24 protein-coding genes are annotated in these 26,245 nt (G+C 35.0%); 2 read left to right on the top strand and 22 right to left on the bottom strand.

All coding sequences use genetic code 11. The features are described 5' to 3' along the window. Positions 1-45: 45 nt before the first annotated feature. The 17 genes from G7A72_RS10155 to aspS all read right to left on the bottom strand — a co-directional run bounded on the left by G7A72_RS10155 (position 46) and on the right by aspS (position 16,535). Positions 46-762 (bottom strand): DsbA family protein, encoded by a 717-nt coding sequence (locus G7A72_RS10155; protein WP_165152375.1) that lies wholly within the window; start codon positions 760-762, stop codon positions 46-48. Between the two features lie 197 nt (positions 763-959). Next, positions 960-2,330 carry an NADH-quinone oxidoreductase subunit N gene (locus G7A72_RS10150; RefSeq protein ID WP_165152374.1) on the bottom strand — a complete coding sequence of 457 codons (1,371 nt, stop codon included), beginning with the start codon at positions 2,328-2,330 and terminating at the stop codon, positions 960-962. Positions 2,331-2,343: 13 nt separating this feature from the next. Beyond that, positions 2,344-3,786, bottom strand: coding sequence for a NuoM family protein (locus G7A72_RS10145; RefSeq protein WP_165152373.1), 1,443 nt, complete (start codon positions 3,784-3,786; stop codon positions 2,344-2,346). A 105-nt stretch (positions 3,787-3,891) separates the two neighbouring features. Further along, entirely contained in the window at positions 3,892-5,778 is a 1,887-nt protein-coding gene (gene nuoL / locus G7A72_RS10140) for an NADH-quinone oxidoreductase subunit L (RefSeq protein WP_165152372.1), read from the bottom strand. Between the two features lie 6 nt (positions 5,779-5,784). Next, entirely contained in the window at positions 5,785-6,105 is a 321-nt protein-coding gene (gene nuoK / locus G7A72_RS10135; protein ID WP_066079401.1) for an NADH-quinone oxidoreductase subunit NuoK, read from the bottom strand. Between the two features lies 1 nt (position 6,106). Then, positions 6,107-6,619 carry an NADH-quinone oxidoreductase subunit J gene (locus G7A72_RS10130; protein WP_165152371.1) on the bottom strand — a complete coding sequence of 171 codons (513 nt, stop codon included), beginning with the start codon at positions 6,617-6,619 and terminating at the stop codon, positions 6,107-6,109. Next, positions 6,619-7,164 carry an NADH-quinone oxidoreductase subunit I gene (locus tag G7A72_RS10125; RefSeq protein ID WP_113636426.1) on the bottom strand — a complete coding sequence of 182 codons (546 nt, stop codon included), beginning with the start codon at positions 7,162-7,164 and terminating at the stop codon, positions 6,619-6,621. Before G7A72_RS10125 ends, G7A72_RS10130 begins: the two co-directional genes overlap by 1 nt. Before the next feature lie 114 nt (positions 7,165-7,278). After that, positions 7,279-8,331: an NADH-quinone oxidoreductase subunit NuoH gene (gene nuoH, locus G7A72_RS10120; RefSeq protein WP_113664539.1), complete on the bottom strand. Its 1,053-nt coding sequence runs from the start codon at positions 8,329-8,331 to the stop codon at positions 7,279-7,281. Next, positions 8,324-9,373 (bottom strand): 2Fe-2S iron-sulfur cluster-binding protein, encoded by a 1,050-nt coding sequence (locus G7A72_RS10115; protein ID WP_113664540.1) that lies wholly within the window; start codon positions 9,371-9,373, stop codon positions 8,324-8,326. Before G7A72_RS10115 ends, nuoH begins: the two co-directional genes overlap by 8 nt. A gap of 18 nt (positions 9,374-9,391) precedes the next feature. Next, positions 9,392-10,759, bottom strand: coding sequence for an NADH-quinone oxidoreductase subunit NuoF (gene nuoF, locus G7A72_RS10110; RefSeq protein ID WP_165152370.1), 1,368 nt, complete (start codon positions 10,757-10,759; stop codon positions 9,392-9,394). A gap of 1 nt (position 10,760) precedes the next feature. Then, positions 10,761-11,291, bottom strand: a complete 531-nt coding sequence (locus G7A72_RS10105) for an NAD(P)H-dependent oxidoreductase subunit E (RefSeq protein WP_165152369.1) — start codon at positions 11,289-11,291, stop codon at positions 10,761-10,763. Positions 11,292-11,376: 85 nt separating this feature from the next. After that, positions 11,377-12,615 carry an NADH-quinone oxidoreductase subunit D gene (locus G7A72_RS10100; RefSeq protein ID WP_165152368.1) on the bottom strand — a complete coding sequence of 413 codons (1,239 nt, stop codon included), beginning with the start codon at positions 12,613-12,615 and terminating at the stop codon, positions 11,377-11,379. A 35-nt stretch (positions 12,616-12,650) separates the two neighbouring features. Beyond that, on the bottom strand, positions 12,651-13,172 hold the full coding sequence (locus G7A72_RS10095) for an NADH-quinone oxidoreductase subunit C (protein ID WP_113664544.1): 522 nt from the start codon (positions 13,170-13,172) through the stop codon (positions 12,651-12,653). A 3-nt stretch (positions 13,173-13,175) separates the two neighbouring features. After that, a complete protein-coding gene (locus tag G7A72_RS10090; protein WP_113664545.1) occupies positions 13,176-13,724 on the bottom strand; it encodes an NADH-quinone oxidoreductase subunit B in 549 nt (182 codons plus the stop codon). Between the two features lie 86 nt (positions 13,725-13,810). Continuing rightward, complete coding sequence (locus G7A72_RS10085; protein WP_113664546.1) at positions 13,811-14,176, bottom strand: NADH-quinone oxidoreductase subunit A; 366 nt, start codon at positions 14,174-14,176, stop codon at positions 13,811-13,813. A 286-nt stretch (positions 14,177-14,462) separates the two neighbouring features. Then, a complete protein-coding gene (locus tag G7A72_RS10080) occupies positions 14,463-14,657 on the bottom strand; it encodes a cold-shock protein (RefSeq protein ID WP_007137066.1) in 195 nt (64 codons plus the stop codon). A 132-nt stretch (positions 14,658-14,789) separates the two neighbouring features. Then, entirely contained in the window at positions 14,790-16,535 is a 1,746-nt protein-coding gene (aspS, locus tag G7A72_RS10075) for an aspartate--tRNA ligase (RefSeq protein ID WP_165152367.1), read from the bottom strand. A 227-nt stretch (positions 16,536-16,762) separates the two neighbouring features. On the opposite strand from aspS, the gene G7A72_RS10070 reads away from it, so the two are divergent. Beyond that, positions 16,763-17,107 (top strand): toxin-antitoxin system YwqK family antitoxin, encoded by a 345-nt coding sequence (locus G7A72_RS10070; protein WP_165152366.1) that lies wholly within the window; start codon positions 16,763-16,765, stop codon positions 17,105-17,107. 241 nt (positions 17,108-17,348) lie between these two features. On the opposite strand, the gene G7A72_RS10065 is transcribed toward G7A72_RS10070, so the two are convergent. The 5 genes from G7A72_RS10065 to G7A72_RS10045 all read right to left on the bottom strand — a co-directional run bounded on the left by G7A72_RS10065 (position 17,349) and on the right by G7A72_RS10045 (position 24,923). Beyond that, positions 17,349-19,019 carry a sodium/sugar symporter gene (locus G7A72_RS10065; RefSeq protein WP_113664549.1) on the bottom strand — a complete coding sequence of 557 codons (1,671 nt, stop codon included), beginning with the start codon at positions 19,017-19,019 and terminating at the stop codon, positions 17,349-17,351. 12 nt (positions 19,020-19,031) lie between these two features. Further along, a complete protein-coding gene (locus G7A72_RS10060) occupies positions 19,032-20,090 on the bottom strand; it encodes a UDP-glucose--hexose-1-phosphate uridylyltransferase (protein WP_165152365.1) in 1,059 nt (352 codons plus the stop codon). A 2-nt stretch (positions 20,091-20,092) separates the two neighbouring features. Beyond that, entirely contained in the window at positions 20,093-21,259 is a 1,167-nt protein-coding gene (galK, locus tag G7A72_RS10055) for a galactokinase (protein WP_165152364.1), read from the bottom strand. 120 nt (positions 21,260-21,379) lie between these two features. Further along, positions 21,380-23,776, bottom strand: a complete 2,397-nt coding sequence (locus tag G7A72_RS10050; protein WP_165153733.1) for a DUF4982 domain-containing protein — start codon at positions 23,774-23,776, stop codon at positions 21,380-21,382. Positions 23,777-23,867: 91 nt separating this feature from the next. Then, positions 23,868-24,923, bottom strand: coding sequence for an aldose epimerase family protein (locus G7A72_RS10045; RefSeq protein WP_165152363.1), 1,056 nt, complete (start codon positions 24,921-24,923; stop codon positions 23,868-23,870). A gap of 99 nt (positions 24,924-25,022) precedes the next feature. Here G7A72_RS10045 and G7A72_RS10040 point away from each other — a divergent pair, with 99 nt between their 5' ends. Then, positions 25,023-26,021 carry a GntR family transcriptional regulator gene (locus G7A72_RS10040; protein ID WP_165152362.1) on the top strand — a complete coding sequence of 333 codons (999 nt, stop codon included), beginning with the start codon at positions 25,023-25,025 and terminating at the stop codon, positions 26,019-26,021. Positions 26,022-26,245: the final 224 nt, after the last annotated feature.

Below are 26,245 nucleotides of genomic sequence, written 5' to 3'. Positions count from 1 at the left end.
AATTTTTCAATGCTTCTGACAATTTAGAAAAAATGGTTTGTAGTCTTAATCACAACCATCGATTCCACAACTGTCTCCATCTGTAGTATTCAATAGCGTTACTTTCGAATCAAATTTACCTTCTTCCCATACTTTTTCAAGTGTTTTCACAAATGTCTCCACATGTTGCGCACCCGAAACCGCATATTTATTATCGAAAACAAAGAACGGAACACCTTGAACACCCACTGACTGTGCTTCATTAATATCTTGCTGCACTTCATTGGCATAAGCATTCGAGTGCAATACTTCATCAATGGCTTCAGCATTCAGTCCTACTTCCAATCCCAATGCTTTCAAAGTATCTAAATCATTTATGTTCTTGCCTTCCGTCAAATAGGCTTTGAATAATAATTCTTCTAAGTCATTTGCCAAATTATATTTTTTTGCCAAATGCAACAAGCGATGCGCATGCAATGAATTCGCCATAACCGCTTTTTCGAAATGGAAATCCAATCCTGAATTTTTAGCATTTTGAGTCATATTATCCAGCATTTCTTGTGCCCAATCGGTATCTTTTCTATATTTTTCTGCCAAATGCTCGACCATATTATCCTCCGGAGAAGCTATAAAACTTGGATCCAATTGAAAGCTTTTCCATTCAATTTCAACAGCATCTTTATGTTCGAAATTCTGTAAAGCACCTTCTATTCTTCTTTTGCCTATGTAACAAAACGGACACATGATATCCGACCAGATTTGTATTTTTAATGTATTTCCCATCTTACTTTCTATAATTAAATTCAAATTAATTCTGAGATACAAAATTAATCAATTCAGTTTTCACCTTTTTGTGTTTTAGTATTTTATTATAGATACTGGAATAGTAAATATTTATTCCAATCCAGAAAACACGTTTAAACCAAAAAAACCATCAAAATTGCTCTTGATGGTTTTCTGTATATTTTTAAAATTTTGGTTTATGCCAATAAATCCAATATTAAAGAAGGGAATAAACCTAATGCGATATTCAACACAATTGCTATAACGGCAACAGCATAAATAATAACTGGCGTTCCTTTTCGTTCCTCGTTTGGTTCTTTGGTATACATCGCTAAAATTAATTTAAAGTAGTAACCAACACTAATAATAGAGTTCACTACTGCTACGATTACTACAGCCAAATAACCCGCTTGAATCGTTTGATTAAACAAAACCAACTTAGCAAAAAATCCTGCAAAAATTGGAATACCAGCCATGGAAAGTAAAGCTGCCGTAAGAATGGCTGCTAACAATGGATTCGTTTTTCCTAATCCGTGAAAATTAACCACATCTTCATTGTCTCTATTTTTACAAACATATAAAATCACACTAAAAGCTGCGATTCCAGATAAAGAATACGCTGATGCATAATACAACAAGCTTCCTGCTGATGTAGATAAACTCAATAAAGTCATCAACATAAAACCAGCATGAGAAACCCCTGAAAAAGCCAACATACGTTTTACATTCGTTTGTCTTAATGCCATAATATTACCAACGGTCATTGAAGCCATAGAAATAATAACAACTACCATTTTGAATGACTCAGAAACATCAGCATTCATAACCGATAATAATTTGTACAAAGTCGCCATAGCAACTACTTTAGCCAAAGTACTCATCAATGCTGTTGTCAACGCTGGAGAACCTTCGTAAACGTCCGGTGCCCAGAAATGAAATGGAACTGCAGCCACTTTAAATAACATTCCGATAGTTACCAATACAATTCCTATTGGGAACCAAACCGGCAACTCAGCAGATTGTGATAACTCACTGATTTCAGTAACATCAAAACTTCCCATGGCTCCGTAAATCAAACAGACACCAAAAAGAATGATTCCCGATGCAAAGGATCCCATCAAGAAATACTTCATTCCCGCTTCGTTACTTTTTAAATTCATACGATCACTTGCCGCAAGAATGTACAATGAAATGGATAATACTTCAATTCCTAAAAAGAACATCGCTAAGTTTCCAAAAGAAACCATAGCCACTGCTCCTGCCAATAAAAATATTTTTATGGCAATATAATCAGAGATTTTAGATTGGTGATTTTCGTAAAAGTTATGTCCTAAAGCCACCAAGAAAATGGTAAGCACAATAAACAAAGACGAAAATGTAGTTGAAAATTTACTCACAACAATCATGTTGTTGTAGTAACTCTCCGTAGAATTAAATTCAGATATGGTTAAACCCAACACTGCCAATAATCCAATAATTGTTATTGGAACAATGGCTTTCCTTAAATTAAAAATTTCAAATAAAAGGCATAAAACACCTAATCCTATTATAGCTATTAATGTATTCATTTTTTTATTTGACTTAGTTAATTCGGTTTATTTGAGTTAAAATTTCTTCCAGACTTGGCGTAATCAAATCGGTAATTGGCTTTGGATACATCCCAAAAAAGAACAAAACACCAATTATAAGCACCAATGTTATTCCTTCATTGATTGTTACATCAGCAAAAGGCTTTGTATTTGTTTCTCCCAACATTGCATGTTGAAACATTTTTAACATATAATACGCTCCTAAAATAATGGTTGTTCCTCCTAAAATGGCAAACCAAATATTGATTTGTGAAAGACTGTATAAAACGGTAAATTCTCCAACAAAGTTAAAAGTAGTAGGCAAAGCAACGGATGCCAAAACCAAAATCAAAAACATCGAAGTGAATTTTGGTGATTGCGTGCGAATACCGCCCATTTCAGCAATGGTCCTGGTTTCGTATCTTCTGAAAATAATTTCAGCGGCATAAAACAATCCAACAACTACAAATCCGTGAGCAATCATTTGTAAAACTGCACCACGCAATCCGTCTAATGTCAAAGTGTACGTTCCTGCTGCTATTAATCCCACGTGAGCCAAAGAAGAATACGCTAATAATTTCTTTAAATCTTTTTGTTTCAAAGCAACTATTGAACCGTAAATAACACCCGCAATTCCAAGTCCGATAAAAATGTACATGTACTCTTTGGCTGCCAATGGCGCCAATGGCAATTGCCAACGAATAACGCTATACAATCCCATTTTTAACATGATACCAGATAAAAGCATTGTCCCAACAGTTGGTGCTTTTTGATACACATTTGCTTGCCAAGTGTGGAAAGGAATTAATGGAATCTTAATAGCATATGCTAAAAAGAAAGCCAAGAATATCCATAATTGTTCCGTTGCTGTTAAGTTCAATTTGTATAAATCTTCTAATAAAAGACTTCCTGCTTTTTGATACATATAAACAAAAGCCACTAACATAAATAAAGAACCTGCTAAGGTGTAGATAAAGAATTTAACTACTGCTTTTTTGCGTTCTTCTACATCTCCGTTACCCCATACTAAAGCGATGAAGTAAATTGGAATCAATGATAATTCCCAGAAAATGTAATACAAAAGACCGTCCGATGCTAAGAATGTTCCTGCCATTGCAAACGACATAAACAAGATTAACGCATAAAATGATTTTGAATTTTTATAGTCATTTCCAAAAGAGGAAAATATAATTATTGGAGTCAAAACTGTGGTCAACAAAAGCATCGCCATGGATAATCCGTCTGCTTTTAGAGCAAAAGAAATATTAGGTTGTGTGATCCACTGGTTGATGAAACCGATGTTTTCACCTAAATTATAGTGATTTAATAATACAATAGAAGCGCCTGCAGCAGCTAACCCAAAGAACAAAGCCACTTTTGAAGCCAGTTTATCGCCTGCAAGAAAAGTTGCAAACGCACCAACCAAAAGTATAATTAATATTAGAGATACATTCATTTGTAATTTTTTATTGTTTTTTAAAGGTCAAATGTAATAGACTTTTAAAAGATAATTTATTTTAAAATTGAAATTTCGGTATTAAAAAGTCTATTTTATGATAGATTATTGTTGAGCTAAAAATAAATAAGAAACAATGGCACAAAGTCCTAATACGAAAACAAAAAGATAAAGACCAATGCTTCCATTTTGTATTTTCTTTCCTTGGTAACTTATTTCGTTGGTAACTTTTCCGAATCCAAAAACTAAAGCTGATAAACCCGTTTCTACAGTATCTCTGAAAAAACGAGACAAGAAATTAATCGGTTTAACAAAAATAGCATCATAAAATTCATCAACATAATATTTATTGTAAAGCACTTTAGAAAATCCTGTGATTGCAGCATCTTCAGTTGGAACTGTATTTTGTTTGATGTATTTGGCGTAAGCAATACCAATTCCTACTAATCCACCCACAACAGCAATAGCCATCAAGATATATTCTGTAGTTCCTAAATTGTGTTCAGCGGTTGCTAATTTTGGTAAAATTGGAATTAGATAATTATTCAACCAACTGTTTCCAGGCAAACTAATCATACCACCGATGGTAGCCAAAATTGCTAAAACAATTAAAGGAATGGTAATTAAAGAAGGACTTTCGTGCAAATGGTGTTTTTGTTCTGCGGTTCCTCTAAACTCTTGGAAGAACGTTAAGAACATTAAACGGAACATATAAAAAGCAGTCATTATAGAAGCAACCGAAGCCACAACCCATAACGGAATATTATGATGGAAAGCCACTAATAAGATTTCGTCTTTCGAGAAAAATCCTGAGAATAATGGAACTCCAGAAATTGCTAAAGAAGCAATCAACATTGTTGCAAAAGTAATTGGCATTGCTTTTTTCAAACCACCCATGTTGCGCATGTCTTGTTCTCCGTGTAAAGCGTGAATTACAGAACCTGAACCCAAGAACAAACAAGCTTTGAAGAAAGCGTGTGTGATTACATGGAAAACAGCCACTTCATAAGCGCCCAATCCCAAAGCCAAAAACATCAATCCCAATTGAGAAACGGTAGAATAAGCCAATACTTTCTTGATATCATTTTGAACCAATCCAATCGTAGCAGCAACTAAAGCAGTAACAGCTCCAACAATTGCAATTATCGATTGTACATCCGGAGTCAAATCAAATAAGAAATTCAATCTTGTAATCATAAAAATTCCTGCAGTTACCATCGTAGCCGCGTGAATCAATGCAGAAACTGGTGTTGGACCTGCCATCGCATCTGGTAACCAAGTGTACAACGGAATTTGTGCTGATTTACCACAAGCTCCAATAAATAAAGCGAAAGCAGCAACAGAAAGCCAATACATATCAAGATTTGTTGCACCGGCAATAGCCGTTTTTAAAGTAGCATAATCTAAAGTAGAGAATAAATTTCCAAGAATGAAAATCCCAACTAACAATCCTAAATCACCAATACGGTTCATGATGAATGCTTTCTTAGCAGCGTCATTGTACTCTTGGTTTTTATGCCAAAATCCAATTAACAAATACGAACAAAGACCTACGCCTTCCCATCCGATGAACAATACTAATAAGTTACTTCCTATTACTAATGTAATCATGAAGAATATAAATAGATTCAAATACGCAAAAAACTTGTGCATGTTTTCATCATCATGCATGTAACTGATGGAATACAAATGAATCAAAGATCCAATTCCAGTTACGAAAAGCAACCATAAAATTGATAATTGGTCCAATTGAAATCCAAAATCAACTTTGAAATTACTTATTTGAATCCAGTCAAAAAGTGAAATACGAATTCCTTCCGGTTGTGCTGCAATTCCACCAAAGAAATAAGCAGTTGCAATAAAAGAAACCAAAACTGAAAGTGTTCCTATTATTCCAGAAAGTGATTTTCCAAGGCTTTTGCCAAAGAAAACATTGATTAAAAATCCTAAAAAAGGAGCGAGAACTAAAACTAAAGCTATATTGGTATTCATTTCCATTTATCCTTTTAAGTTTTTTAGATTATCGATAGTAATTGAACCTAAATTTCTAAAAATAGAAACCAGAATTGCCAATCCTACCGCAACTTCTGCCGCAGCAACAGCCATCGAAAAGAACACAAAAACTTGTCCTTGCGCATCTTGATGATAGGTCGAAAATGCTACAAACAATAAGTTTACTGCATTCAGCATAATTTCAATTGACATAAATACGATAATGGCATTTCGTCTGTACAACACTCCGAAAACGCCAATACAAAAAAGTATTACGCTTAGGAATATATAATTTTCAATACCAATGTGGTTTAAAATATTGTTCATCTTATTTTTGCAATTTTTCTTTTTTAGACAATAACACAGTTCCAATCATAGCAACCAAAAGTAATATAGAAGCAAATTCAAACGGAACCATATATTCATTCAGCAGCACTTTACCCAATACTTTTATAGACTGATAATCTTCGCCGGTAGTTACATATTCTCCAACAATAGGTTTTGAATTGATGAAAATGGCAATTAAAACCAAACAAATCAAACAAAAAGAAACAATAGCTCCTAATCGTGTAATTCTAGGTCGGTGCACTTCTCTTTCCTCATTTAAATTCATCAACATGATGGTGAATAAAAACAAAATCATAATCGCTCCCGAATACACAATAACATGTACTATTGCTAAAAATTGAGCATTCAATAATAAATAATGACCTGCAATCGAAAAGAAACAAATCACTAAATAAATAGCACTGTGAATTGGATTTCTGCTAAAAATTGTCAAAAATGCGGTTGCTAATGTGATAGCAGCCAATACACAAAAAATTATAAGTACTGTAGACATTAGTTAGCGTTTTTAAGTTGAGCATTTTGCATTGCGATATCTAAAGGCATGACTAATTTATCTTTTCCAAAAATAAAATCTTCTCTTTCATAACTGGAAGGAACCAAAACTTTAGAAGTCGTCAGGTAGATAGCGTCTTTCGGACAAGCCTCTTCACACAATCCACAAAAAATACAACGCAACATATTGATTTCATATATCGATGCATATTTTTCTTCTCTGTACAAATGTTTTTCGTCAGCTCTGCGTTCTTCAGCCTTCATCGTAATCGCTTCTGCAGGACAAGACAACGCACATAAACCGCAAGCCGTACAGTTTTCACGACCTTGCTCATCACGTTTCAACATGTGCTGACCGCGATAAACCGGACTCATTTCACGTACTTGCTCCGGATATTGAATCGTTACTTTTCTCGTAAACAAATGCTGAATCGTTATTATCAAACCTTTGACAATCGCAACAAGATACATTCTTTCCCAAAAAGTCATCTCCTTGTTAGAGACTTGCTTTTTTCTTCCTGATAAGGATATAGTTTCTATTGACATTTTTTATTTTTATTTGAAGCTTAATCCTGCTATTCGTTTCAATCTTTTATGTTTTTAAAGAAAAAACATAAAAGGATTTCTACTGCTATCAGGGCTAGGGCTTTTCGGTACTTATTAAAATCCTAAATATGCAGCAATATCTGCTCGCAAAATTACAATTCCAGTAATTATAATATTAATAATCGCTAACGGGATTAGAATTTTCCATCCTAAATGCATCAATTGATCATATCTAAATCTTGGAATGGTCCAACGAACCCACATATAGAAAAAGATGAATCCACATAATTTGATAAACAAAGCACCAAATCCTAAAATATTGGCAATATTTACACCCCAATTTTCAACAACCCAACTCATTCCCGGATAATTATATCCTCCAAAGAATAAAACCGCTAAAATAGTGGAAGAGATAAACATATTCGCATATTCAGCAAATAAATAAAATCCCATTTTCATCGAAGAATACTCCGTGTGATACCCTCCAATCAATTCACTTTCGCATTCCGCTAAGTCAAAAGGAGTTCTATTTGCTTCTGCAAAAGCACAGATTAGAAAAATAATAAAAGATAGAGGCTGATAAAAAACATTCCAATTCATTCCAGCTTGTTGCTCAGATATTTCTCTTAGACTTAAAGTTCCAGTCATCATCAGCAATGCAATTATGGATAAACCCATAGCAATTTCATACGATACCATTTGCGAAGCAGCACGTACGGCACTAATCAAAGAGAACTTATTATTAGATGCCCAGCCACCAATCATGATTCCGTAAACACCCACTGATACTACTCCAAAAAAGTATAACAACCCAATGTTTAAATCAGTCGCCTGCAATAAAATATCTCTTCCAAACAAATGCAATCTGTCTCCCCAAGGAATTACGGCACTTGTCATTAATGCGGTACTCATTGCAATTGCAGGACCTACAAAAAACAAAAATCTGTTTGGTGTATTTGGTTCAAATTCCTCTTTCGAGAATAATTTTAAACCATCAGCAAGCGGTTGAAATAATCCAAAGGGACCAGCTCTATTTGGTCCAACACGGTCTTGAAGCCAAGCGGCAACTTTTCGTTCCGCCCAAGTGGAATACATTGCCATCAACATTGTCAAAGCAAAAACGGCAACAATAATGACACTTTTTTCTATGATAATAGTACTATCCATTATTACCCAAGCTTTTTTGATTAATAATGTCTTCTTCGGTCAATGGAATCTCAACCATGCTTATTTTCTTACGGTCTTCTTCTCTACCTAAAAGGATATGATCTTCAGTAGCGATTTCAACTTTCTGTAATTTCCTGTTGTATTTATTTTGGTTGATAACCGAGTCTTTTTCGAATGCTCTTGGTCCTTCAATAACCCAGTCTTTTATTTCTTTATGATCAAAACGACAACCATTACAAATAAATTCGTCTACTTCATGATATTCATCTTTTCGTCCGGTAACACGTTGGATTTCGTCACCAAACATCCAAACGGTAGTTTTTCCAGAACAAGTAGGGCAATCTCTGTGCGCATTATAAGGCTTGCTGAACCAAACTCTAGATTTAAATCTAAATGTTTTATCAGTTAAAGCACCTACCGGACAAACATCAATCATATTTCCGGAGAATTCATTATCAACCGCTTTAGAAATACAAGTTGATATATTAGAATGATCTCCTCTATCCATTACTCCGTGAACACGATCGTCAGTCAACTGATCTGCAACCATTACACAACGGTAACAAAGGATGCAACGGTTCATGTGCAATTGAATATTTGGACCAATATTTTCTGGCTCAAAAGTTCTTTTTTCTTCGATAAAACGAGTTTCTGATTTCCCGTGCTCAAAGCTTAAGTTTTGCAAATCACATTCTCCTGCCTGATCACAAACTGGACAATCTAACGGGTGATTAATCAATAAAAATTCTGTTACTGATTTTCTGGCTTCTTGAACTCTCGGTGAAGATTTACTGTTCACTTCCATTCCGTCCATACAACCTGTTACACAAGATGCCATTAATTTAGGCATTGGTCTTGGATCAGCTTCACTTCCTTTTGCAACTTCCACTAAACAACAACGACATTTTCCACCGCTACCTTTTAGTTTAGAATAATAGCACATTGCTGGCGGAACTACTTCTCCACCTATCATACGTGCTGCCTGCAGGATTGTTGTTCCTGGTTCTACTTCTATGCTTTGACCGTCTATGGTTACTTTCATTTTCTGAAATTCTTGACTTTATACGATTACTTTAGAAACTAAATGCTTTACTTTTTCAAAAGGTTCCGCAACAAAATGATCTCTATTCTTTATTTTTTCCGGGAAACGAATATGGTATTCAAACTCTTCTCTAAAATGACGAATTGCTGCTGCCACTGGCCAAGCTGCCGCATCACCTAATGGGCAAATGGTGTTTCCTTCAATTTTACTTTGAATGCTCAATAGCAAATCAATATCTTCTTCACGACCGTGACCATTTTCAATTCGGTGCAATACTTTTTCCATCCATCCTGTACCTTCACGACAAGGAGAACATTGTCCACAGCTTTCATGGTGATAAAAACGAGAGAAGTTCCAAGTATTGCGAACGATGCAAGATGTATCATTGTAAACAATAAATCCACCTGATCCTAACATAGAACCAGTTGCAAATCCACCGTCACTTAACGATTCGTAGGACATCAAACGGTCTTCACCGTTTGCCGTTTTATAAATTAAATGTGCAGGTAAAACGGGAACAGAACTTCCTCCTGGTACAAATGCCTTCAAAGGTCTGTCAGAACTCATTCCGCCTAAATATTCATCAGAATTCATGAATTCGTAAACACTTAAACCCAATTCAATTTCATAAACACCAGGATTTTTGACATGTCCTGAAGCCGAAATTAATTTGGTTCCTGTAGAGCGCCCAATACCAATTTTAGCATATTCTGCACCTGTATTATTGATAATCCAAGGCACAGCGGCAATTGTTTCCACATTATTTACGACCGTTGGATTTGCCCAAAGTCCTGAAATTGCAGGAAAGGGTGGTTTGATACGAGGATTTCCTCTTTTACCTTCCAAGGATTCAATTAATGCAGTTTCTTCACCACAAATGTAAGCTCCGGCACCACAATGAACATAAAGTTCTAAATCGTATCCTGAACCTAATATATTTTTGCCCAAAAATCCAGCAGCTTTTGCTTCGTTAATGGCTCTTTCTAATATTTTATACACCCACATGTATTCTCCACGAATATAAATGTAGGATAGGTTTGCACCCAAGGCATAACTGGAAGTGATCATTCCTTCAATCAATAAATGAGGAATAAATTCCATCAAATAACGATCTTTGAAGGTTCCAGGCTCTGATTCATCCGCATTACAAACTAAATGTCTTGGTTTTCCTGATTTTTTATCAATAAAACTCCATTTCATTCCCGCTGGGAAACCTGCTCCACCACGACCACGCAATCCGGAAGTTTTCACTTCTTCAACAACTTCGTCCGGCGTTAATGTTTTTAGGGCTTTTTCTACTGAAGCATAACCCCCGTTTTGACGGTACACTTCGTAGGTTTTAATTCCTGGAATATTTATTTTGTCTAATAATATTTTTTGTGACATATTATTTATCGTGTAATATTATTGTATCGTTTTTGCAATCTTCAATTAGCTGATCGATTTTTGCTGCCGTCAAATGTTCTTTGTAAAAATCGCCTAATTGCATCATTGGAGCGTAACCACAAGCACCTAAACACTCAACTCCTCTCACTTCAAAAAGACCGTCTGGAGTAGGCTCACCCACTTTTACACCTAATTTTTCACAAGTGTAATCCATTAAATCTTCAACCCCGTTCAAACAACAAGGAGAAGTTTGACAAAATTCGAACATGTATTTACCAACTGGCTTTTGGTTGTACATCGTATAAAACGACACTACTTCGTAAACTTCAATGGGTTTAATCAAAAGGATTTCGGCTACTTTATTCATTAATTCAATACTCAACCAATTCTCGTGAGCATCTTGAACTTCATGTAAAACAGGCAATAATGCCGATTTTCTTTTGTCTTCAGGATAATGACTGATTAATTCATTGATGCGCAACATCAATTCTTCAGTCATATTTATTTCTTGTTTGTGATACGTACGTTCCATTTTTTATTATTTCAAATTTTGAATTCTAATTTTCAAATGTTTTTGACTTTCATTCAAAATTCATAATTCATCATTTATAATTTTATTAAGCGTCTAATTCTCCGGCAATAACATTTAAACTTGACAAAATAACAATTGCATCCGACAGTAATGAACCTTTAATCATTTCTGGATACGCTTGATAGTAAATAAAACAAGGTCTGCGGAAATGCAATCTATAAGGAGTTCGACTTCCGTCCGTAACCAAATAAAAACCTAGCTCTCCGTTTCCACCTTCAACAGGATGATATATTTCGGCAACTGGAACGGGAACTTCACCCATCACGATTTTGAAATGGTAAATCAATGACTCCATACTTGTGTATACATCTTCTTTTGGGGGAAGGTAATAATCTGGAACATCCGCATGAAAGTCATTTCCTTCCGGCATTTTTGCTAATGCTTGGCGAATGATACTCAAACTCTCCCAAACTTCGGCATTACGAACACAAAAACGATCGTAAGTATCTCCCGATTTTCCAACAGGAATAATAAAATCAAAATCTTCGTAAGAAGAATACGGTTGCGCTACACGAACATCATAATCAACACCTGCAGCACGTAAATTTGGACCTGTAAACCCATAAGCCATAGCTTGTTCAGCCGTAATAGCTCCAACATTTACAGTTCTGTCAATAAAAATTCTATTTCTTTCGAATAAGTTTTCAAATTCTTTCCAAGCTGCTGGAAATTCTTCTAAAAACACATCTAATTTTCTAAAAGCTTCTGGTGACCAATCTCTTTCGAAACCACCAATTCTTCCCATATTAGTTGTCAAACGAGCACCACAAATTTCTTCGTAGATTTCGTATACTTTTTCTCTAAACTGAAACACATATAAAAATCCGGTATAGGCTCCTGTATCCACACCAAGAATTGAATTACAGATGATGTGATCCGTGATTCTTGCCAATTCCATTACAATAACCCTTAAATATTGCGCTCTTTTAGGAACTTCAATATCCAATAGTTTTTCTAATGTCATCCACCAACCCATATTATTTATAGGCGATGAACAATAGTTCATTCTATCGGTAAGAGGTGTAATTTGGTAAAAAGGACGGTTTTCGGCGATTTTTTCGAAAGCCCTGTGAATGTAACCAATGGTTGGTTCCGCTTCCAGAATTCTTTCTCCATCCATCAACAGGATATTTTGAAAAATACCGTGTGTAGCTGGGTGAGTTGGCCCCAAATTAAGAATAGTAAGCTCGCTTCCATCTTCATTTAGTTGGGCTGCAATTCTTTTAGCATAGCGATGCTCTGGTGGTAATAATAGTTCTGACATTTATTTAATGTGAAAAATTATAATAGTGTGTGTTTTTAATAATTGTCGGTTGTTCTTCCAAAGAAACGGTCATCTTTATCAGTTCTTCCACTGTCTTCCATTGGGAATTCTTTTCGCATTGGAAAAGAAATCATTTCATCCATATTCAAAATACGTTTCAATTGCGGATGACCAATGAAGTTTATGCCATAAAAATCAAACGTTTCTCTCTCCATCCAGTTAGAACTCAAGAAAATATTTGATATTGTTTTTATTTCCGGGTTTTCACCGTTGATAAACACTTTGATTTTAATCCTTTTATTTTCGTACCAATTGTGCAAATGATACACCACTGCAAATTGATGATCAACATCATTGTCAGGATAGTGGATTCCACATAAATCAGTTAAAAAATGAAAACGTAATATTGGGTCATTTTTCAAAAAAAGAATAACCGCCGTAATTTTATCGGCAGCAACTTCAAATGAAAATATATCTCTTTCTTGATTGAATTCAAAAACAGCTGAATCAAATGTTTCAACTAATTTTTCTTGGATTTGTATCGTTTCTAGCGCCATTATTTATTTGATGTTATAAGAAGCTAATAATTCTTGGTATTCTGGCGAACTTCTTCTTCTTACCGATTCCGTTCTAACCAACTCTTGCAATTTCATAACTCCATCTACAATTTGTTCTGGTCTTGGCGGACAACCCGGAACATAAACATCAACCGGAATCACCTTATCAATTCCTTGCAAAACAGAATAAGTATCAAAAATACCTCCAGAGGAAGCACAAGCACCAACCGCTATTACCCAACGAGGTTCGGCCATTTGCTCATATACCTGACGTAAAATAGGAGCCATTTTTTTTGAAATCGTTCCCATCACCATTAGCATATCGGCCTGACGCGGAGAAAAACTAACCCGTTCAGAACCAAATCGAGCTAAATCATAGTGTGACGCCATTGTTGCCATAAACTCTATACCACAACAAGAAGTCGCAAAAGGTAATGGCCATAATGAATTAGCACGAGCCATACCCACAACATCATTCAGTTTTGTAGCGAAGAAACCTTCTCCTACAACTCCTTCGGGTGGCGCTACCATATTTATTTTAGAATCACTCATTTTTTATTTTTTTGAATTACAAATTTTGAATTACAAATTAAAATGAAACCATTTATATTTTAAAATTCAGCATTTAAAACAAATCTTTATTCCCACTCTAGGGCTTTCTTTTTGATGATATAGAAAAAACCCACCAAAAGTAAAAGCATAAAAATCACCATCTTAACCATTCCTTCCATGCCGAGCTCTTTGAAATTGACCGCCCATGGATACAAGAAAATTACCTCAACATCAAACAAAACAAATAAGATTGCAACTAGGAAATATTTTACTGAAAATGGAATTCTTGCGTTTCCAACAGATTCAATACCACATTCAAAGTTTTTATCCTTTGCTTCAGAGGAACGCTTAGGCCCTAATTTACCTGAAACCAATATTGTACCAACTACAAAACCTACAGCCAAAATGAACTGCATGACAATTGGAATATAATTTAATTGATCGGATTGCATATTGTGTGTTTTTTTATTAAGAGTAAGTGGCAAAGATAACTTTCAAATTATTAAATAACAATTAAAACTTAAAAATACATCCTAACTACATCGATGTAAATTTACAATTTTTATTAATTATAAATAAGAAAAGACCGTTATCTTAAGATCTGTTTAACGTTTTTTTACTTAACAATTTTAAACACCAAGCTTATTTTTTCGGATGTCATAGGTACAAAAAAAAACGCTTCGATATAAATCGAAACGTTTTTACCATTCGTAGGCAAAAAAAATTAATTTTTTATGCTTAGATAACTGCTACTTTCGCAGCAACTTTTCCTTTTCTTCCTTCTTCTTCTTCATAGCTTACTCTATCACCTTCGCGTAATTCTTCCGCGTTGATTCCTGATGCATGAACAAAAATGTCTTTTCCTGTTTCTTCGTCTGTAATGAATCCGTAACCTTTAGACTCATTGAAAAATTTAACTGTACCTGTACGCATTGTAATTGTAATAATAATTTATAATGAAGCAAATGTAATATTTAATATAATACGAAATACTATCTTCTGTTTTTATTTTGTAAAAATATTGATATTCAACGTTTTCTAACAAATTATTCCGACCAATTGCAACTAAGCTAATTTTATATGAAGCTCTTTTAACTGTGATTCATCGATTACAGATGGCGCATCGATCATAACATCCCTTCCGGAATTGTTTTTTGGAAAAGCAATAAAGTCACGAATCGTTTCTTGTCCTCCAAGAATAGCAACAAGTCTATCCAATCCGAAAGCCAAACCTCCATGAGGTGGCGCACCGAATTGAAATGCATCCATCAGAAATCCGAATTGAGCCTTAGCTTCTTCTTCGGTGAAACCTAAATATTTAAACATCAATTGTTGTGTAGCTTTATCATGAATACGAATTGAACCTCCGCCAATTTCATTTCCATTCAAAACCATATCATACGCATTAGCACGAACTTTCCCTGGATCTGTTTCTAATAAGTGCATATCTTCTGGCTTAGGAGATGTAAAAGGATGGTGCATGGCATGGTAACGACCACTTTCTTCATCAAATTCCAATAAAGGAAAATCAACCACCCAAAGAGGAGCAAATTCGGCTGGATTTCTCAATCCTAAACGAGTTGCCAATTCCATTCTTAATGCGCTTAACTGTGTTCTTGTTTTATCAGTAGGACCAGAAAGCACAAAAATCATATCTCCTGGTTTTGCACTAGTGATTTTGGCCCATTGTGCTAAATCATCTTGATCGTAAAATTTATCAACAGATGACTTATAAGTTCCATCTTCATTGCATTTTACATAAACCATTCCGGACGCACCCACTTGTGGACGCTTCACCCAGTCAATCAATCCATCAATTTCCTTACGAGTATAATTTCCAACTCCAGGAACTGCAATTCCAACCACAAATTCCGCAGCATTAAAAACCGGGAATTCTTTGTGCTGTGCTACTTCATTTAATTCCCCAAACTCCATTCCGAAACGGATATCCGGTTTATCATTTCCGTAGGTTTTCATCGCATATTCATAGGTAATTCTTGGGAATTTCTCTACTTCTATACCTTTTATTTCTTTTAATAAATGTCTTGTCAATCCTTCGAAAACATTCAAAATGTCTTCTTGTTCCACAAAAGCCATTTCGCAATCGATTTGTGTAAATTCCGGTTGTCTGTCCGCACGTAAATCTTCGTCACGGAAACATTTCACAATCTGGAAGTACTTATCCATTCCGCCCACCATCAACAATTGCTTGAACGTTTGCGGAGATTGCGGCAATGCATAAAACTGTCCTTCATTCATTCTGGAAGGAACCACAAAATCTCTTGCTCCTTCGGGAGTAGATTTGATCAAATACGGCGTTTCTACTTCACAGAAATCCAAATCCGAAAGATATTTACGCACTTCCATGGCTACTTTATGACGAAACATCAAACTATTTTTCACCGGATTTCTTCGGATGTCCAGGTAACGGTATTTCATTCGGATATCTTCTCCACCATCCGTTTCATCTTCAATTGTAAAAGGAGGCGTAAGAGATGCGTTAAGAATAGTAAGTTCTGTCACTAAAATTTCGATTTCACCAGTCGCAATATTTTTATTTTTGGCTTCCCGCTCAATAACAGTTCCTTTTACCTGAATTACAAATTCACGACCAAGTGTTTTAGCCAACTCAAAAACAGATTTTTCAGTACGTCCTTCATCAAAAATTAACTGCGTAATTCCATAACGGTCCCGTAAATCAACCCAGTTCATAAATCCTTTATCTCGCGACTTTTGTACCCATCCCGCAAGTGTTACTTCAGTATTAATGTGTGAGGCATTCAATTCGCCACAGTTATGACTTCTATACATGTTCTAAATTTTTGATTATTTTGCCCTTTGGACACCGCTGCAAATTTAGGACTAATTATGAATAATGAATTGAGAAATACCATTTTTTAGTGTTAGATTTTTCATGAAAATTTCATTCCCAATGTTAAATTTCACTTCAATGTTACTAAATTGTTAACTTAAAGTTTTTTTATTGTAAAATGTTTTATATATTTGTTAAGCCAATATGAATTTAAAAATCCAATAACATGAAAAAATATATAATATTAACCGCATTACTATTTTCAGGAATAGCATTCGCTCAAGAAAACAACCCAAAATTAGAAGCTGTAGGTGACTTAGTCAAAACTACATACTACCATGAAAACGGAAAAGTACAGCAAGAAGGTTTCTTTAAAAATGGAAAACTAGAAGGAATCTGGATTTCATTTGACGTAAATGGAAACAAATTATCTGTCGCTAATTACGAAAATGGAGAGAAAACTGGAAAATGGCTTTTTTGGAATAGTAACAAACTGAACGAAGTAGAATATTCTAATAGCAGAATAGCTTCTGTAAAAACTTGGAAACAAGACGCGTTAGTTAACAATTAAAAAGAAATTTAAATATCATTAAAGCTTTCGTTATTCGAAGGCTTTTTTTGTGCCTTATATTTTTTGCTAAAACTACACTTTAGTAGATTATTGCTTCTAAAAAACAACACGTTTAGCATAAAACAATCTTTATAGAAATCTATATCATTTACAGCAATTCTCTTAAGACCTTATTATAAAATAAAAAAGCGATGAATTCAATATAATTGAAACCATCGCTTTTTTGAATTTAAGCTATTTTCTACCAGAAGATAGTATAGAAAGCGGCAATAAGCGAAAGTACTATCAACATCCCGACAGTAAAACCTGGAGACATTTTAAACATAGTTCTGTCAATTTCCAGACCATTTGTTTTAACGCCTCTTGCTGTTTCATACATACTAATGCTGTACATTCCGATAACGCAAATCAAGAAAACAAATCCCATTCTGTCAATAAAAGGAATTTCATAAACACCATTAGCATTTGGAACTGAAAAACCACTTGCATGAAGGAACGATAAGTCTACAAAAGCAGGCATGAATTTGAACAAGATTGAGAACATAAATCCACCAATTGTCGCAAATAAAGCCGCATTAGAAGTTGTTTTCTTCCAAAAGAATCCTAAAATAAACATGGCAAAAACGCCGGGACTTACAAAACCCGTATATTCTTGGATGTATTGAAACCCTCCTTTTTTATCAATTCCAAGAAAAGGTGCTACTATAACTGCAATTAACATTGCAACAACAATAGCTTTTTTCCCCACGTTAACTAATTTTTTTTCATCGGCATCCACATTCAGTTTCGTTTTGTAAATATCCAAAGTGAAAATTGTAGCAATACTATTCGCTTTTCCAGCTAAAGAAGCAACAATCGCAGCGGTTAAAGCTGCAAACGAAAGTCCTTTTAAACCCACCGGAAGCAAATTCAACAAAACTGGATAAGCACGATCAGGATTTACTGTACCATCTTGCAACATTTCAGCACCAAAATGCCCGTTCTGATACAATACAAAAGCTGCAATCCCAGGTAAAACAACAATTATAGGCATTAGCAATTTCAAGAAAGCAGCAAACAAAATCCCATTTCTTGCTGTTTTTAAGTCAGCTCCCAATGCACGTTGCGTAATGTATTGGTTGCAACCCCAATAATTTAAATTGATGATTAACATTCCTCCTATCAAAACTGACAATCCCGGTAAATCCATATAATTAGGATTAGATTTTTCAAAAATCATGTGGAAATGATCATTTGCTTGTGTCGTCATCAAATTGAAACCATTTATAACTCCCGTAGAACCAAACTCTTCGGCAACTAAATTCAGAGCTAAATACGTAGTTACCAAACCTCCCAAGATTAAAAAGAAAACCTGAATAACATCCGTATATCCAATCACTTTCATTCCGCCCAGTGTAATCATCACCGCAAAAAACGCTAAGAAAATCATACATAATGTGATATCCAAACCAGAAATACTGCTTATCGCCAAAGCTCCCAAATACAATATGGAAGTAAGATTGACCAAGACATACAATAACAACCAAAATACCGCCATAATCATGGCAACATTGCTGTTATACCTTTGATTCAGGTATTGTGGCATAGTGAAAATTTTGTTTTTCAAATACACCGGGATAAAGAAAATGGCAACAATAATCAAAGTAAGAGCCGCCATCCACTCATAAGTAGCAATCGCTAACCCCATCTTGAAACCACTTCCGCTCATCCCTATAAATTGCTCCGCACTAATATTACTAGCAATTAATGATGCGCCAATTGCCCACCAAGTAAGTGATCCTTCGGCTAAAAAATAATCTTTACTACTCGTTTCTTCTTTCTTTTTCTTATTGTAAATCCAGATTCCATACCCAACAATCAGGATGAAATAACATAAAAAAACAATATAATCTTGGATTGCTAATGTTTGCATTGGTTAAATTTTTTAGGTTTTGGTTAGTCGTTTATAGTGAACGTTTGATTGGTTTTTTAAAATTTCAGTACTTTTCTCCGGTGTGATATCTCTTTGTGATTCTCCCATCATTTCGTAACCTACCATAAATTTCTTTACAGTTGCAGAACGCAATAATGGTGGATAAAAATGCATGTGAAAATGCCATTCCGGATGCAACTCTCCATCTGTTGGCGATTGATGAATTCCTGATGAATATGGAAAAGAGGTTTCAAAAAGGTTGTCGTATTTGGTTGTCAATTGCTTTAGAATAATTGCAAAATCAACCACTTCCGCTTCCGTAAAATCAGTTATTTTATTCACATTTCGCTTGCTGACAATCATGGTTTCATACGGCCAAATCGCCCAAAAAGGAACCAATGCCACAAAATGATCATTATCAATCACAATGCGTTCATCTAACTTCAGCTCTTCTTTTACATAATCCTCTAAAAGCGTTTTGTTGTGTTTGTCAAAATAGGCCTTTAGATTACTTTGCGTTTTCTCCACTTCAGTTGGCAAAGAAGATTGCGCCCAAATTTGTCCGTGTGGATGGGGATTACTGCAACCCATCACACTTCCTTTATTTTCAAAAATCTGAACATGGTTGATATAATCTACGTTGCCCAAATCCGTATATTCTTTTTGCCAAGTATGAATGATATTTTCAATCGCATCGGCTGACATTTCTGGCAATGTCAAATTGTGTTTTGGCGAAAAACAAACTACTCTAGAAATTCCTCTTTCTGGTTTTGCTTTAAAAAAAGTTTCATTTTTGTTTTCTTCAAAAGCAATTTCTTCTTGCTTTAAAGCAGCAAAATCATTTTCAAAAACAAAAGAACTTTCATAGTCCGGATTGACCATTCCGTTCGCACGAACATTTCCCGGACACAAATAACAAGTTGGGTCATATTCTGGCAATGTATCCGAAGTTACTGTTTCATTCTGTCCTTGCCAAGGACGTTTCGAACGGTGTGGAGAAACCAGAACCCATTCGTTGATTAAAGGATTATAACGTCTGTGCGGATCTTCGTTGATATCAAAATTTTTCATTATTATGCGATGTAAAGTGATGTTCCATTTCCGATTTTAACATCGTAAATTTTTAATTCTATTCCGAAAGTATCTAAATAAAGTGCAGAAAGTTGCTTTTTAATTCGCTCTTCATGCCCTTTTTTAATCAAATTGATGGTGCAACCTCCAAAACCGCCGCCCATTAATCGGGAACCTACTACGGCATCTTCCTTTTTAAGCGTGTCTACAATCATGTCTAATTCGGCACAACTTACTTCATAATCAACCGATAATCCTTGATGCGTTTCGAACATTAATTTGCCTAAGGTTTCGATATCGCCTTTGTCCAAAGCGTTACAAGCCTGAGTTACTCGTTTGATTTCTTTTACCACAAAAAGACATCTTTTGAAAACATTGGCACTCATTACATCTTGCAATTCTAAAACATGTTGTTCGTTACAATCTCTAAAACTAGTTATCTGCGGAAAATTACTTTTTATAATCGCTATACCTTCTTCACACTGTTGTCTTCTTTCATTATAAGCAGATGTCATTAAGGAATGCTTGACATTCGAATCAAATAAAATCAAAGAATAATCATTAAAATCAGCATTATGATATTCGTATTCTAATGTTCTGCAATCAATTTTTATGACTTTGTTTTCTTGTCCCATAACACTCGAAAACTGATCCATAATTCCGCAATTGATACCCACCCAATGTTCCGCACTTTGACCCATTAAGGCAATATCTACCGGTTTTATTTTCAAGTCAAAAAGCTCATTGATTCCAAACAAAAACCCGCATTCTAATGCTGCCGAAGAAGACAAACCTGACCCTACAGGAATGTTACTGCTAAAAACACAATTGAACCCATCAAATTTAAAACCTTTGATTTTCAATTGATTAATAACTCCACGAATGTAATTTGTCCATACATTATCCGTCAATTCCATGTCCGTTGTCAAATCAACTTCAAACGAATCATCTAAATCTATAGCAATGATTTTTGAGGTATTGGTATAATTTTTTTCGAAAGCGAAACAAATAATCTTGTCAATTGCTGCTGGCAAAACATAACCATCATTATAGTCAATATGTTCTCCGATAATGTTAATTCTTCCCGGAGAGAGAACTATTTTCTTTGGCACTGAACCAAAGCTCTTTTCAAAGAAAGCTATCGTTTTTTTAATTAATAAATCGTTCATTTTATTTTAATTAATGGTGTGTTGTTTTCTAAATTTTCTGTTACTGCATTTAGCTTTAAGGCTGTTTTTATATTTTTTGTTTTCAAAAGTAAAGTTGCAATACTTACTTATCTTTTTTATTTATTTGGCTGCTGCCAAGGCCAATTTACCGCTCTTTAGCCCTGCTCCATTCACTTCAAGTTGTATATCACCCGCGGTTGTTTTCGATTTTATAAGCACTACCAATTTTCCGCTAAAAAGTTTCATGGTATCTTTATGAAACATTTCAAGTGAAGTGGCATCGCCATTGCAAGCCGCCCTGTAAGTACCCGCTCCAGTAACCTTAAATTTCAATTGGTTCGTCGCTGTAGGACAAACAATTCCATTTTGATCCACTACAGATACGGTTACAAAAGAAATATCTTCTCCATTGGCAGCAATTGTTTTCCTGTCTGCATCTAAAACAATTTGATAAGGTTTGCCGGCAGTATGCATTTCTTTTTCTTCAACAGCCTTACCGTTGTCATCAAAAGCCACCACTTTTACCGTTCCTGGCTCGTATTTCACATCCATCCACATCAGACGGTAGCGATTTTGTGGTGTATTGTTATTTTTTTTCTGCACACCCATGCTCTTGCCGTTGATAAAAAGCTCGGCACTGTTGTAATTGGTGTAAACAAAAACAGGAGTTGTTTGACCTTCACGACCTTCCCAGTTCCAATGTGGCAGGATGTGTAGGGTAGTTTCTTTCGTGTTCCAACGGCTTCGGTATAAATAATAACGGTCTTTAGGCAAACCCGCTAAATCGTTGATTCCAAAATAAGAACTTCGCGACGGCCAGCTTTCATCATAAGGCGTAGGTTCTCCTAAATAATCAAATCCCGTCCACACAAATTCGCCAATTACCCACGGTTTGTCATCTTGAAGTATAAAATCCTCATCGGGTACATTTGACCAACTGCAGGCTTCCAGATCATAAGAAGAAGATTGAAAATCTGGATATTGTTTCATTTTTTCTTGAACGACAGGAAATTTATAAATCCCTCTGGAGCTAACCGTTGAAGCGGTTTCTGAACCTAAAATAAACCCTTGAGGAAATTTTTTATAGGCTTCATCATATAAATGAACGCGATAATTCAGTCCTGGAATATCTAGCAAAGCACCAAAACCAGATTCAATAGTTGCTTTTACTTGATCCATACCAACTGTAACGGGACGAGTTGAATCTTCTCTATGAAAGATTTCCTGCAACCATTTGGCACGTTTTACTCCTTCTTCACCCCATTGATCCGGCACTTCGTTTCCAGAACTCCACATCACAATCGAGGGATGATTTCGTGTGGCTTGTACTAAATTCACGATGTCTTTTTCGGCATATTCTTCAAAAAAACGATGATACCCATTTTCTACTTTTGGCTTTGCCCATTCATCAAAACTCTCTGCTAAAAATAGAAAACCCATTTCATCCGCCAGCTCCAATTGCTCGAAAGAAGGCATGTTATGCGAACTGCGTATCGCATTGCAGCCCATATCTTTTAAAATTTGCATTTGCCTGCGAAGCGCCGCTTTGTTTACAGCAACTCCAAGAGGACCCAAGTCGTGGTGTAAACAAACACCTTTGAACTTAGTCACTTTTCCATTTAGACTAAAGCCTTTATTAGCCTCATATTTTATTTCTCGAATTCCAAAAACAGTTGTGTTCTCATCTTTCAGTTCTTTTCCAACATACAATTGGGAAACCGCTTTATACAAATAAGGAGTTTCGGGGCTCCACAATTTCAGTTTTTCTACTTTTATATTTTGATCGAACTCTTTTCCGAATTGTATAGTCGACTCCTCTGAATTTAGTTTGTGTCCTTCAGCATCAAAAATAGTGGTGACTAAACGAGTATTTTCTCCAGATGCTTTGGTCTTAATGTTAACTTTGGTCACATTTTCACTGATAAATGGTGTCGTTACAAACTGTCCCCATTGGTCAATGCTTTCTTCGTTTTTTATGATCACACTTACGTTTCGATACAATCCCGCACCCGGATACCAGCGCGAAGCGAACTCTTTATTGGTTAACTTAACCGCCAGTGTATTATCGCCTTCTTGCACAAACTGCGAAATATCAAAATAAAAGTAACTGTAACCGTACTTCCACTCGCCAACTTTTTTTCCGTTCCAATAAATTTCTGGTTCGCTCATAGCGCCTTCAAAAAGTAAGATGATTTTCTTGTGTTTCACATCTTTTGGCAAACGCACTGTGTTGCGGTACCAAGCAGTACCAATATGTGGCAAAGCTCCTGTTCTACCTGTTTTTTCAGTAGCTACGGTTTCTCCGTTTTGTACGATAGCCACCTTTTGAATATCTACATTTTTATCAAAAGGACCATAGATTGCCCAGTCGTGTGGTACGGTAACGGTTTCCCATTTCGAATCATTAAAATTTACTTTAAACGCCTCTTCAAAATCACCTTTTTGAAATTTCCAATTAGATCCAATATTGACTATTGATCGTGACTGTGCCTGAATTTCTCCAGAAGAAAAACCCATTAGAATTAGCAATAAGAAAATACAATATCTCAAAATCTTTTTTTTATAAAAACTTAAACAAATAGGAACTGTAACTTTTAAAATCTCTTAATTAAAAAGATTGAAATTTATAAATCGTTTTATGATGATAAGTCTCTTCTTTTTTCAAAACGGAACTCGGAAAATGTTTGTGATTTGGTGCATCAGGAAAATTTTGTGTTTCAAAACAAATGCCACTCAACGGATGATAATCTACATTTTCTTTCCCTTTTACAGTATTAAAACAATCTCCTCCTACATAAATATGAACCGCGGGTTGATTCGTATAAACCGTCATTTTCAGATTATTCTTTTTACTAAAAAGCGAAGCTGAAAATTCATTTTCTTTTTCTAAAACAAACGTAGTATCAATTATTGAAGGACATTTTTTTGGCTGTTTAAAATCAAAAGAAGAACCAGCCACATTTAAAAACCTTCCTGTTGGAATATTTTCATCGGTCGTCTCTACCGTTTTTTCGGAATTTACAATCAATTTCTGTTCAGAAACAGTATATTGATGGCCATCAAGATTAAAATAGCTGTGATGCGTTAAATTCACAATGGTATCCTCAGTAGTGTTCGCTTTGTATTCTATAATTAATTCATTTTCTTCAGACAAAGTATAAGTCAGCTCCACGGTCAATTCGCCTGGATAATTTTCTTCTTGAGCATCACTAACATAGTACAAGGTAATTGATGGGTTTCTGCCATTGTCTAGATTTTTAACTTTCCAATTTTTTTGGCTAAAGCCTAAATTTCCGCCATGAAGCGAATGATTGTTATTTTTTTGATACAAATGAAACGTTTCCTCGTTCAGTTTAAATTCGCCATTATTTATTCTTCCGGCAAATCTTCCTACAGTTGCCCCAAAGTAAGGAGCACTTTTTAGATTAAATGATTGCAAATAGGCATCTAAAGTATCAAAACCTAAAACTACATCAACCAGTTCGCCGTTTTTTAATGGTGTTTTTAAGGAGGTAACGGTTGCACCATAATTGGTAACCTTTATTTCCATTCCATTTTTATTGATTAACTGATAAATAGATACCTCTTCGCCATCTGGCACTAAACCAAATAATTCTGCTTCAGAATTGGCTATAAAATATGATATGTGTTTTATTTTTGTCATTTAATTATGAAATATGAAAAACCAAAAGTAAAATAATTGTTTTCATTAACATACCAGTACCTACCAGTTTTTGTATATTGCCGAGAAATTCACTGCTGTATGACAATAATTTCGATTCAGAACAACCTTGGAGTTCCTAAATACCGACAAATAATTAGCTCCGTTGAGAAGGCAATAGAAGACGAAAACCTGCAAAAAGGGGACAAACTTCCCTCCGTAAACAAAGTCTGCCTAGAATTCTCCTTGTCCCGAGACACGGTTTTGCAAGCCTATGAAGAGTTAAAAAAAAGAGGAATAATCTATGCTATTCTTGGGAAAGGATATTATGTAAAAAGTGTTGAAGTCACCATAAAACAAAGGATATTTTTACTTTTTGATGAATTGAATATTTTCAAGGAAGACATCTACAATTCGTTTTTGGAAAACATTGGAAATAATGTTCAGGTAGACATTTTCTTTCATCATTTTAACACTTCTGTTTTTCGAAAACTGGTAAATGACAGTAACGGTAATTATACAAAATACATTATCATGCCGACTAATTTAGTCGACGCGGCCACGATGATAAAAACCCTACCAGTTAACGATGTTTGCATCTTAGACCAGACCAATCCAGAATTAAAATCTTTACCTGCAATTTATCAAAATCACCTTAAAGACATTTATAACGGATTAGTAAAAGGAAAAACCAAATTAAGCAAATACAAGAAACTGATTATGATTTTTCCGGGATTTCGCGAACCATTGGGAATGAAAATAGGTTTTGAGAATTTTTGCAAAGACTTTGCATTCGATTATGAAATCATCACTGAATTCAAGAATCGGGAAATACAAAAAGGCGAAGTGTATATTATTCCAAGCGACCGAGATTTGGTTCGTGTTATTGAAAAATCAAAAATTCAGAAGCTACAATTAGGCAGTGATTATGGTATTATTTCTTATAATGAAACTCCACTCAAAAAAGTTGTCGAAAACGGAATCACTACCATATCAACAAATTTTGAAGCCATGGGAAAGTTACTGGCACAGATGATTACAAAAGGGAAAAAAGAACAAATTGAGAACAAGAGCGCTTTGATTATCAGGAATTCATTGTGATATAAAACCAAAAAAACCGCTTCTTTAGAAGCGGTTTTTGTACCCGTTACAGTTGAATTGTCGAATCTTTTCATTGAAGATTTGAAAAAGTTATCAATTGCTTATATAAAATTAAACACACTTTACACCTGAGCGTGAAGCATTAAAATATCTAACGAGTTTATGGATGATATTTATCTAATTGTTTGTATTAGTTATTTTTTTTGAATAGATGATAATATTCT

Source organism: Flavobacterium sp. Sr18, assembly GCF_011064265.1.
Classification (GTDB): Bacteria; Bacteroidota; Bacteroidia; order Flavobacteriales; family Flavobacteriaceae; genus Flavobacterium; species Flavobacterium petrolei.
This window is presented reverse-complemented; position numbering and strand designations above follow the sequence as displayed.

Bases quoted from the DNA above. Each gene is read 5' to 3' on its own strand.
- G7A72_RS10080 (WP_007137066.1), bottom strand. From the start codon at position 14,657: ATGCGTACAGGTACAGTTAAATTTTTCAATGAGTCTAAAGGTTACGGA.
- G7A72_RS10100 (WP_165152368.1), bottom strand. From the start codon at position 12,615: ATGTCAGAACTATTATTACCACCAGAGCATCGCTATGCTAAAAGAATT.
- aspS (WP_165152367.1), bottom strand. From the start codon at position 16,535: ATGTATAGAAGTCATAACTGTGGCGAATTGAATGCCTCACACATTAAT.
- G7A72_RS10115 (WP_113664540.1), bottom strand. From the start codon at position 9,373: ATGAAAGTAACCATAGACGGTCAAAGCATAGAAGTAGAACCAGGAACA.
- G7A72_RS10050 (WP_165153733.1), bottom strand. From the start codon at position 23,776: ATGGGTTTTTCTTCTGGAGAAATTCAGGCACAGTCACGATCAATAGTC.
- G7A72_RS10045 (WP_165152363.1), bottom strand. From the start codon at position 24,923: ATGACAAAAATAAAACACATATCATATTTTATAGCCAATTCTGAAGCA.
- G7A72_RS10060 (WP_165152365.1), bottom strand. From the start codon at position 20,090: ATGAAAAATTTTGATATCAACGAAGATCCGCACAGACGTTATAATCCT.
- G7A72_RS10130 (WP_165152371.1), bottom strand. From the start codon at position 6,619: ATGTCTACAGTACTTATAATTTTTTGTGTATTGGCTGCTATCACATTA.
- G7A72_RS10085 (WP_113664546.1), bottom strand. From the start codon at position 14,176: ATGCAATCCGATCAATTAAATTATATTCCAATTGTCATGCAGTTCATT.
- G7A72_RS10150 (WP_165152374.1), bottom strand. From the start codon at position 2,330: ATGAATACATTAATAGCTATAATAGGATTAGGTGTTTTATGCCTTTTA.
- G7A72_RS10070 (WP_165152366.1), top strand. From the start codon at position 16,763: ATGAAAAAATATATAATATTAACCGCATTACTATTTTCAGGAATAGCA.
- G7A72_RS10155 (WP_165152375.1), bottom strand. From the start codon at position 762: ATGGGAAATACATTAAAAATACAAATCTGGTCGGATATCATGTGTCCG.
- G7A72_RS10105 (WP_165152369.1), bottom strand. From the start codon at position 11,291: ATGGAACGTACGTATCACAAACAAGAAATAAATATGACTGAAGAATTG.
- G7A72_RS10090 (WP_113664545.1), bottom strand. From the start codon at position 13,724: ATGAGTGATTCTAAAATAAATATGGTAGCGCCACCCGAAGGAGTTGTA.
- G7A72_RS10065 (WP_113664549.1), bottom strand. From the start codon at position 19,019: ATGCAAACATTAGCAATCCAAGATTATATTGTTTTTTTATGTTATTTC.
- G7A72_RS10145 (WP_165152373.1), bottom strand. From the start codon at position 3,786: ATGAATGTATCTCTAATATTAATTATACTTTTGGTTGGTGCGTTTGCA.
- G7A72_RS10095 (WP_113664544.1), bottom strand. From the start codon at position 13,172: ATGGCGCTAGAAACGATACAAATCCAAGAAAAATTAGTTGAAACATTT.
- galK (WP_165152364.1), bottom strand. From the start codon at position 21,259: ATGAACGATTTATTAATTAAAAAAACGATAGCTTTCTTTGAAAAGAGC.
- nuoF (WP_165152370.1), bottom strand. From the start codon at position 10,759: ATGTCACAAAAAATATTATTAGACAAAATAAATATTCCAGGAATTAAA.
- G7A72_RS10125 (WP_113636426.1), bottom strand. From the start codon at position 7,164: ATGTCAATAGAAACTATATCCTTATCAGGAAGAAAAAAGCAAGTCTCT.
- G7A72_RS10040 (WP_165152362.1), top strand. From the start codon at position 25,023: ATGACAATAATTTCGATTCAGAACAACCTTGGAGTTCCTAAATACCGA.
- nuoL (WP_165152372.1), bottom strand. From the start codon at position 5,778: ATGAATACCAATATAGCTTTAGTTTTAGTTCTCGCTCCTTTTTTAGGA.
- nuoK (WP_066079401.1), bottom strand. From the start codon at position 6,105: ATGAACAATATTTTAAACCACATTGGTATTGAAAATTATATATTCCTA.
- nuoH (WP_113664539.1), bottom strand. From the start codon at position 8,331: ATGGATAGTACTATTATCATAGAAAAAAGTGTCATTATTGTTGCCGTT.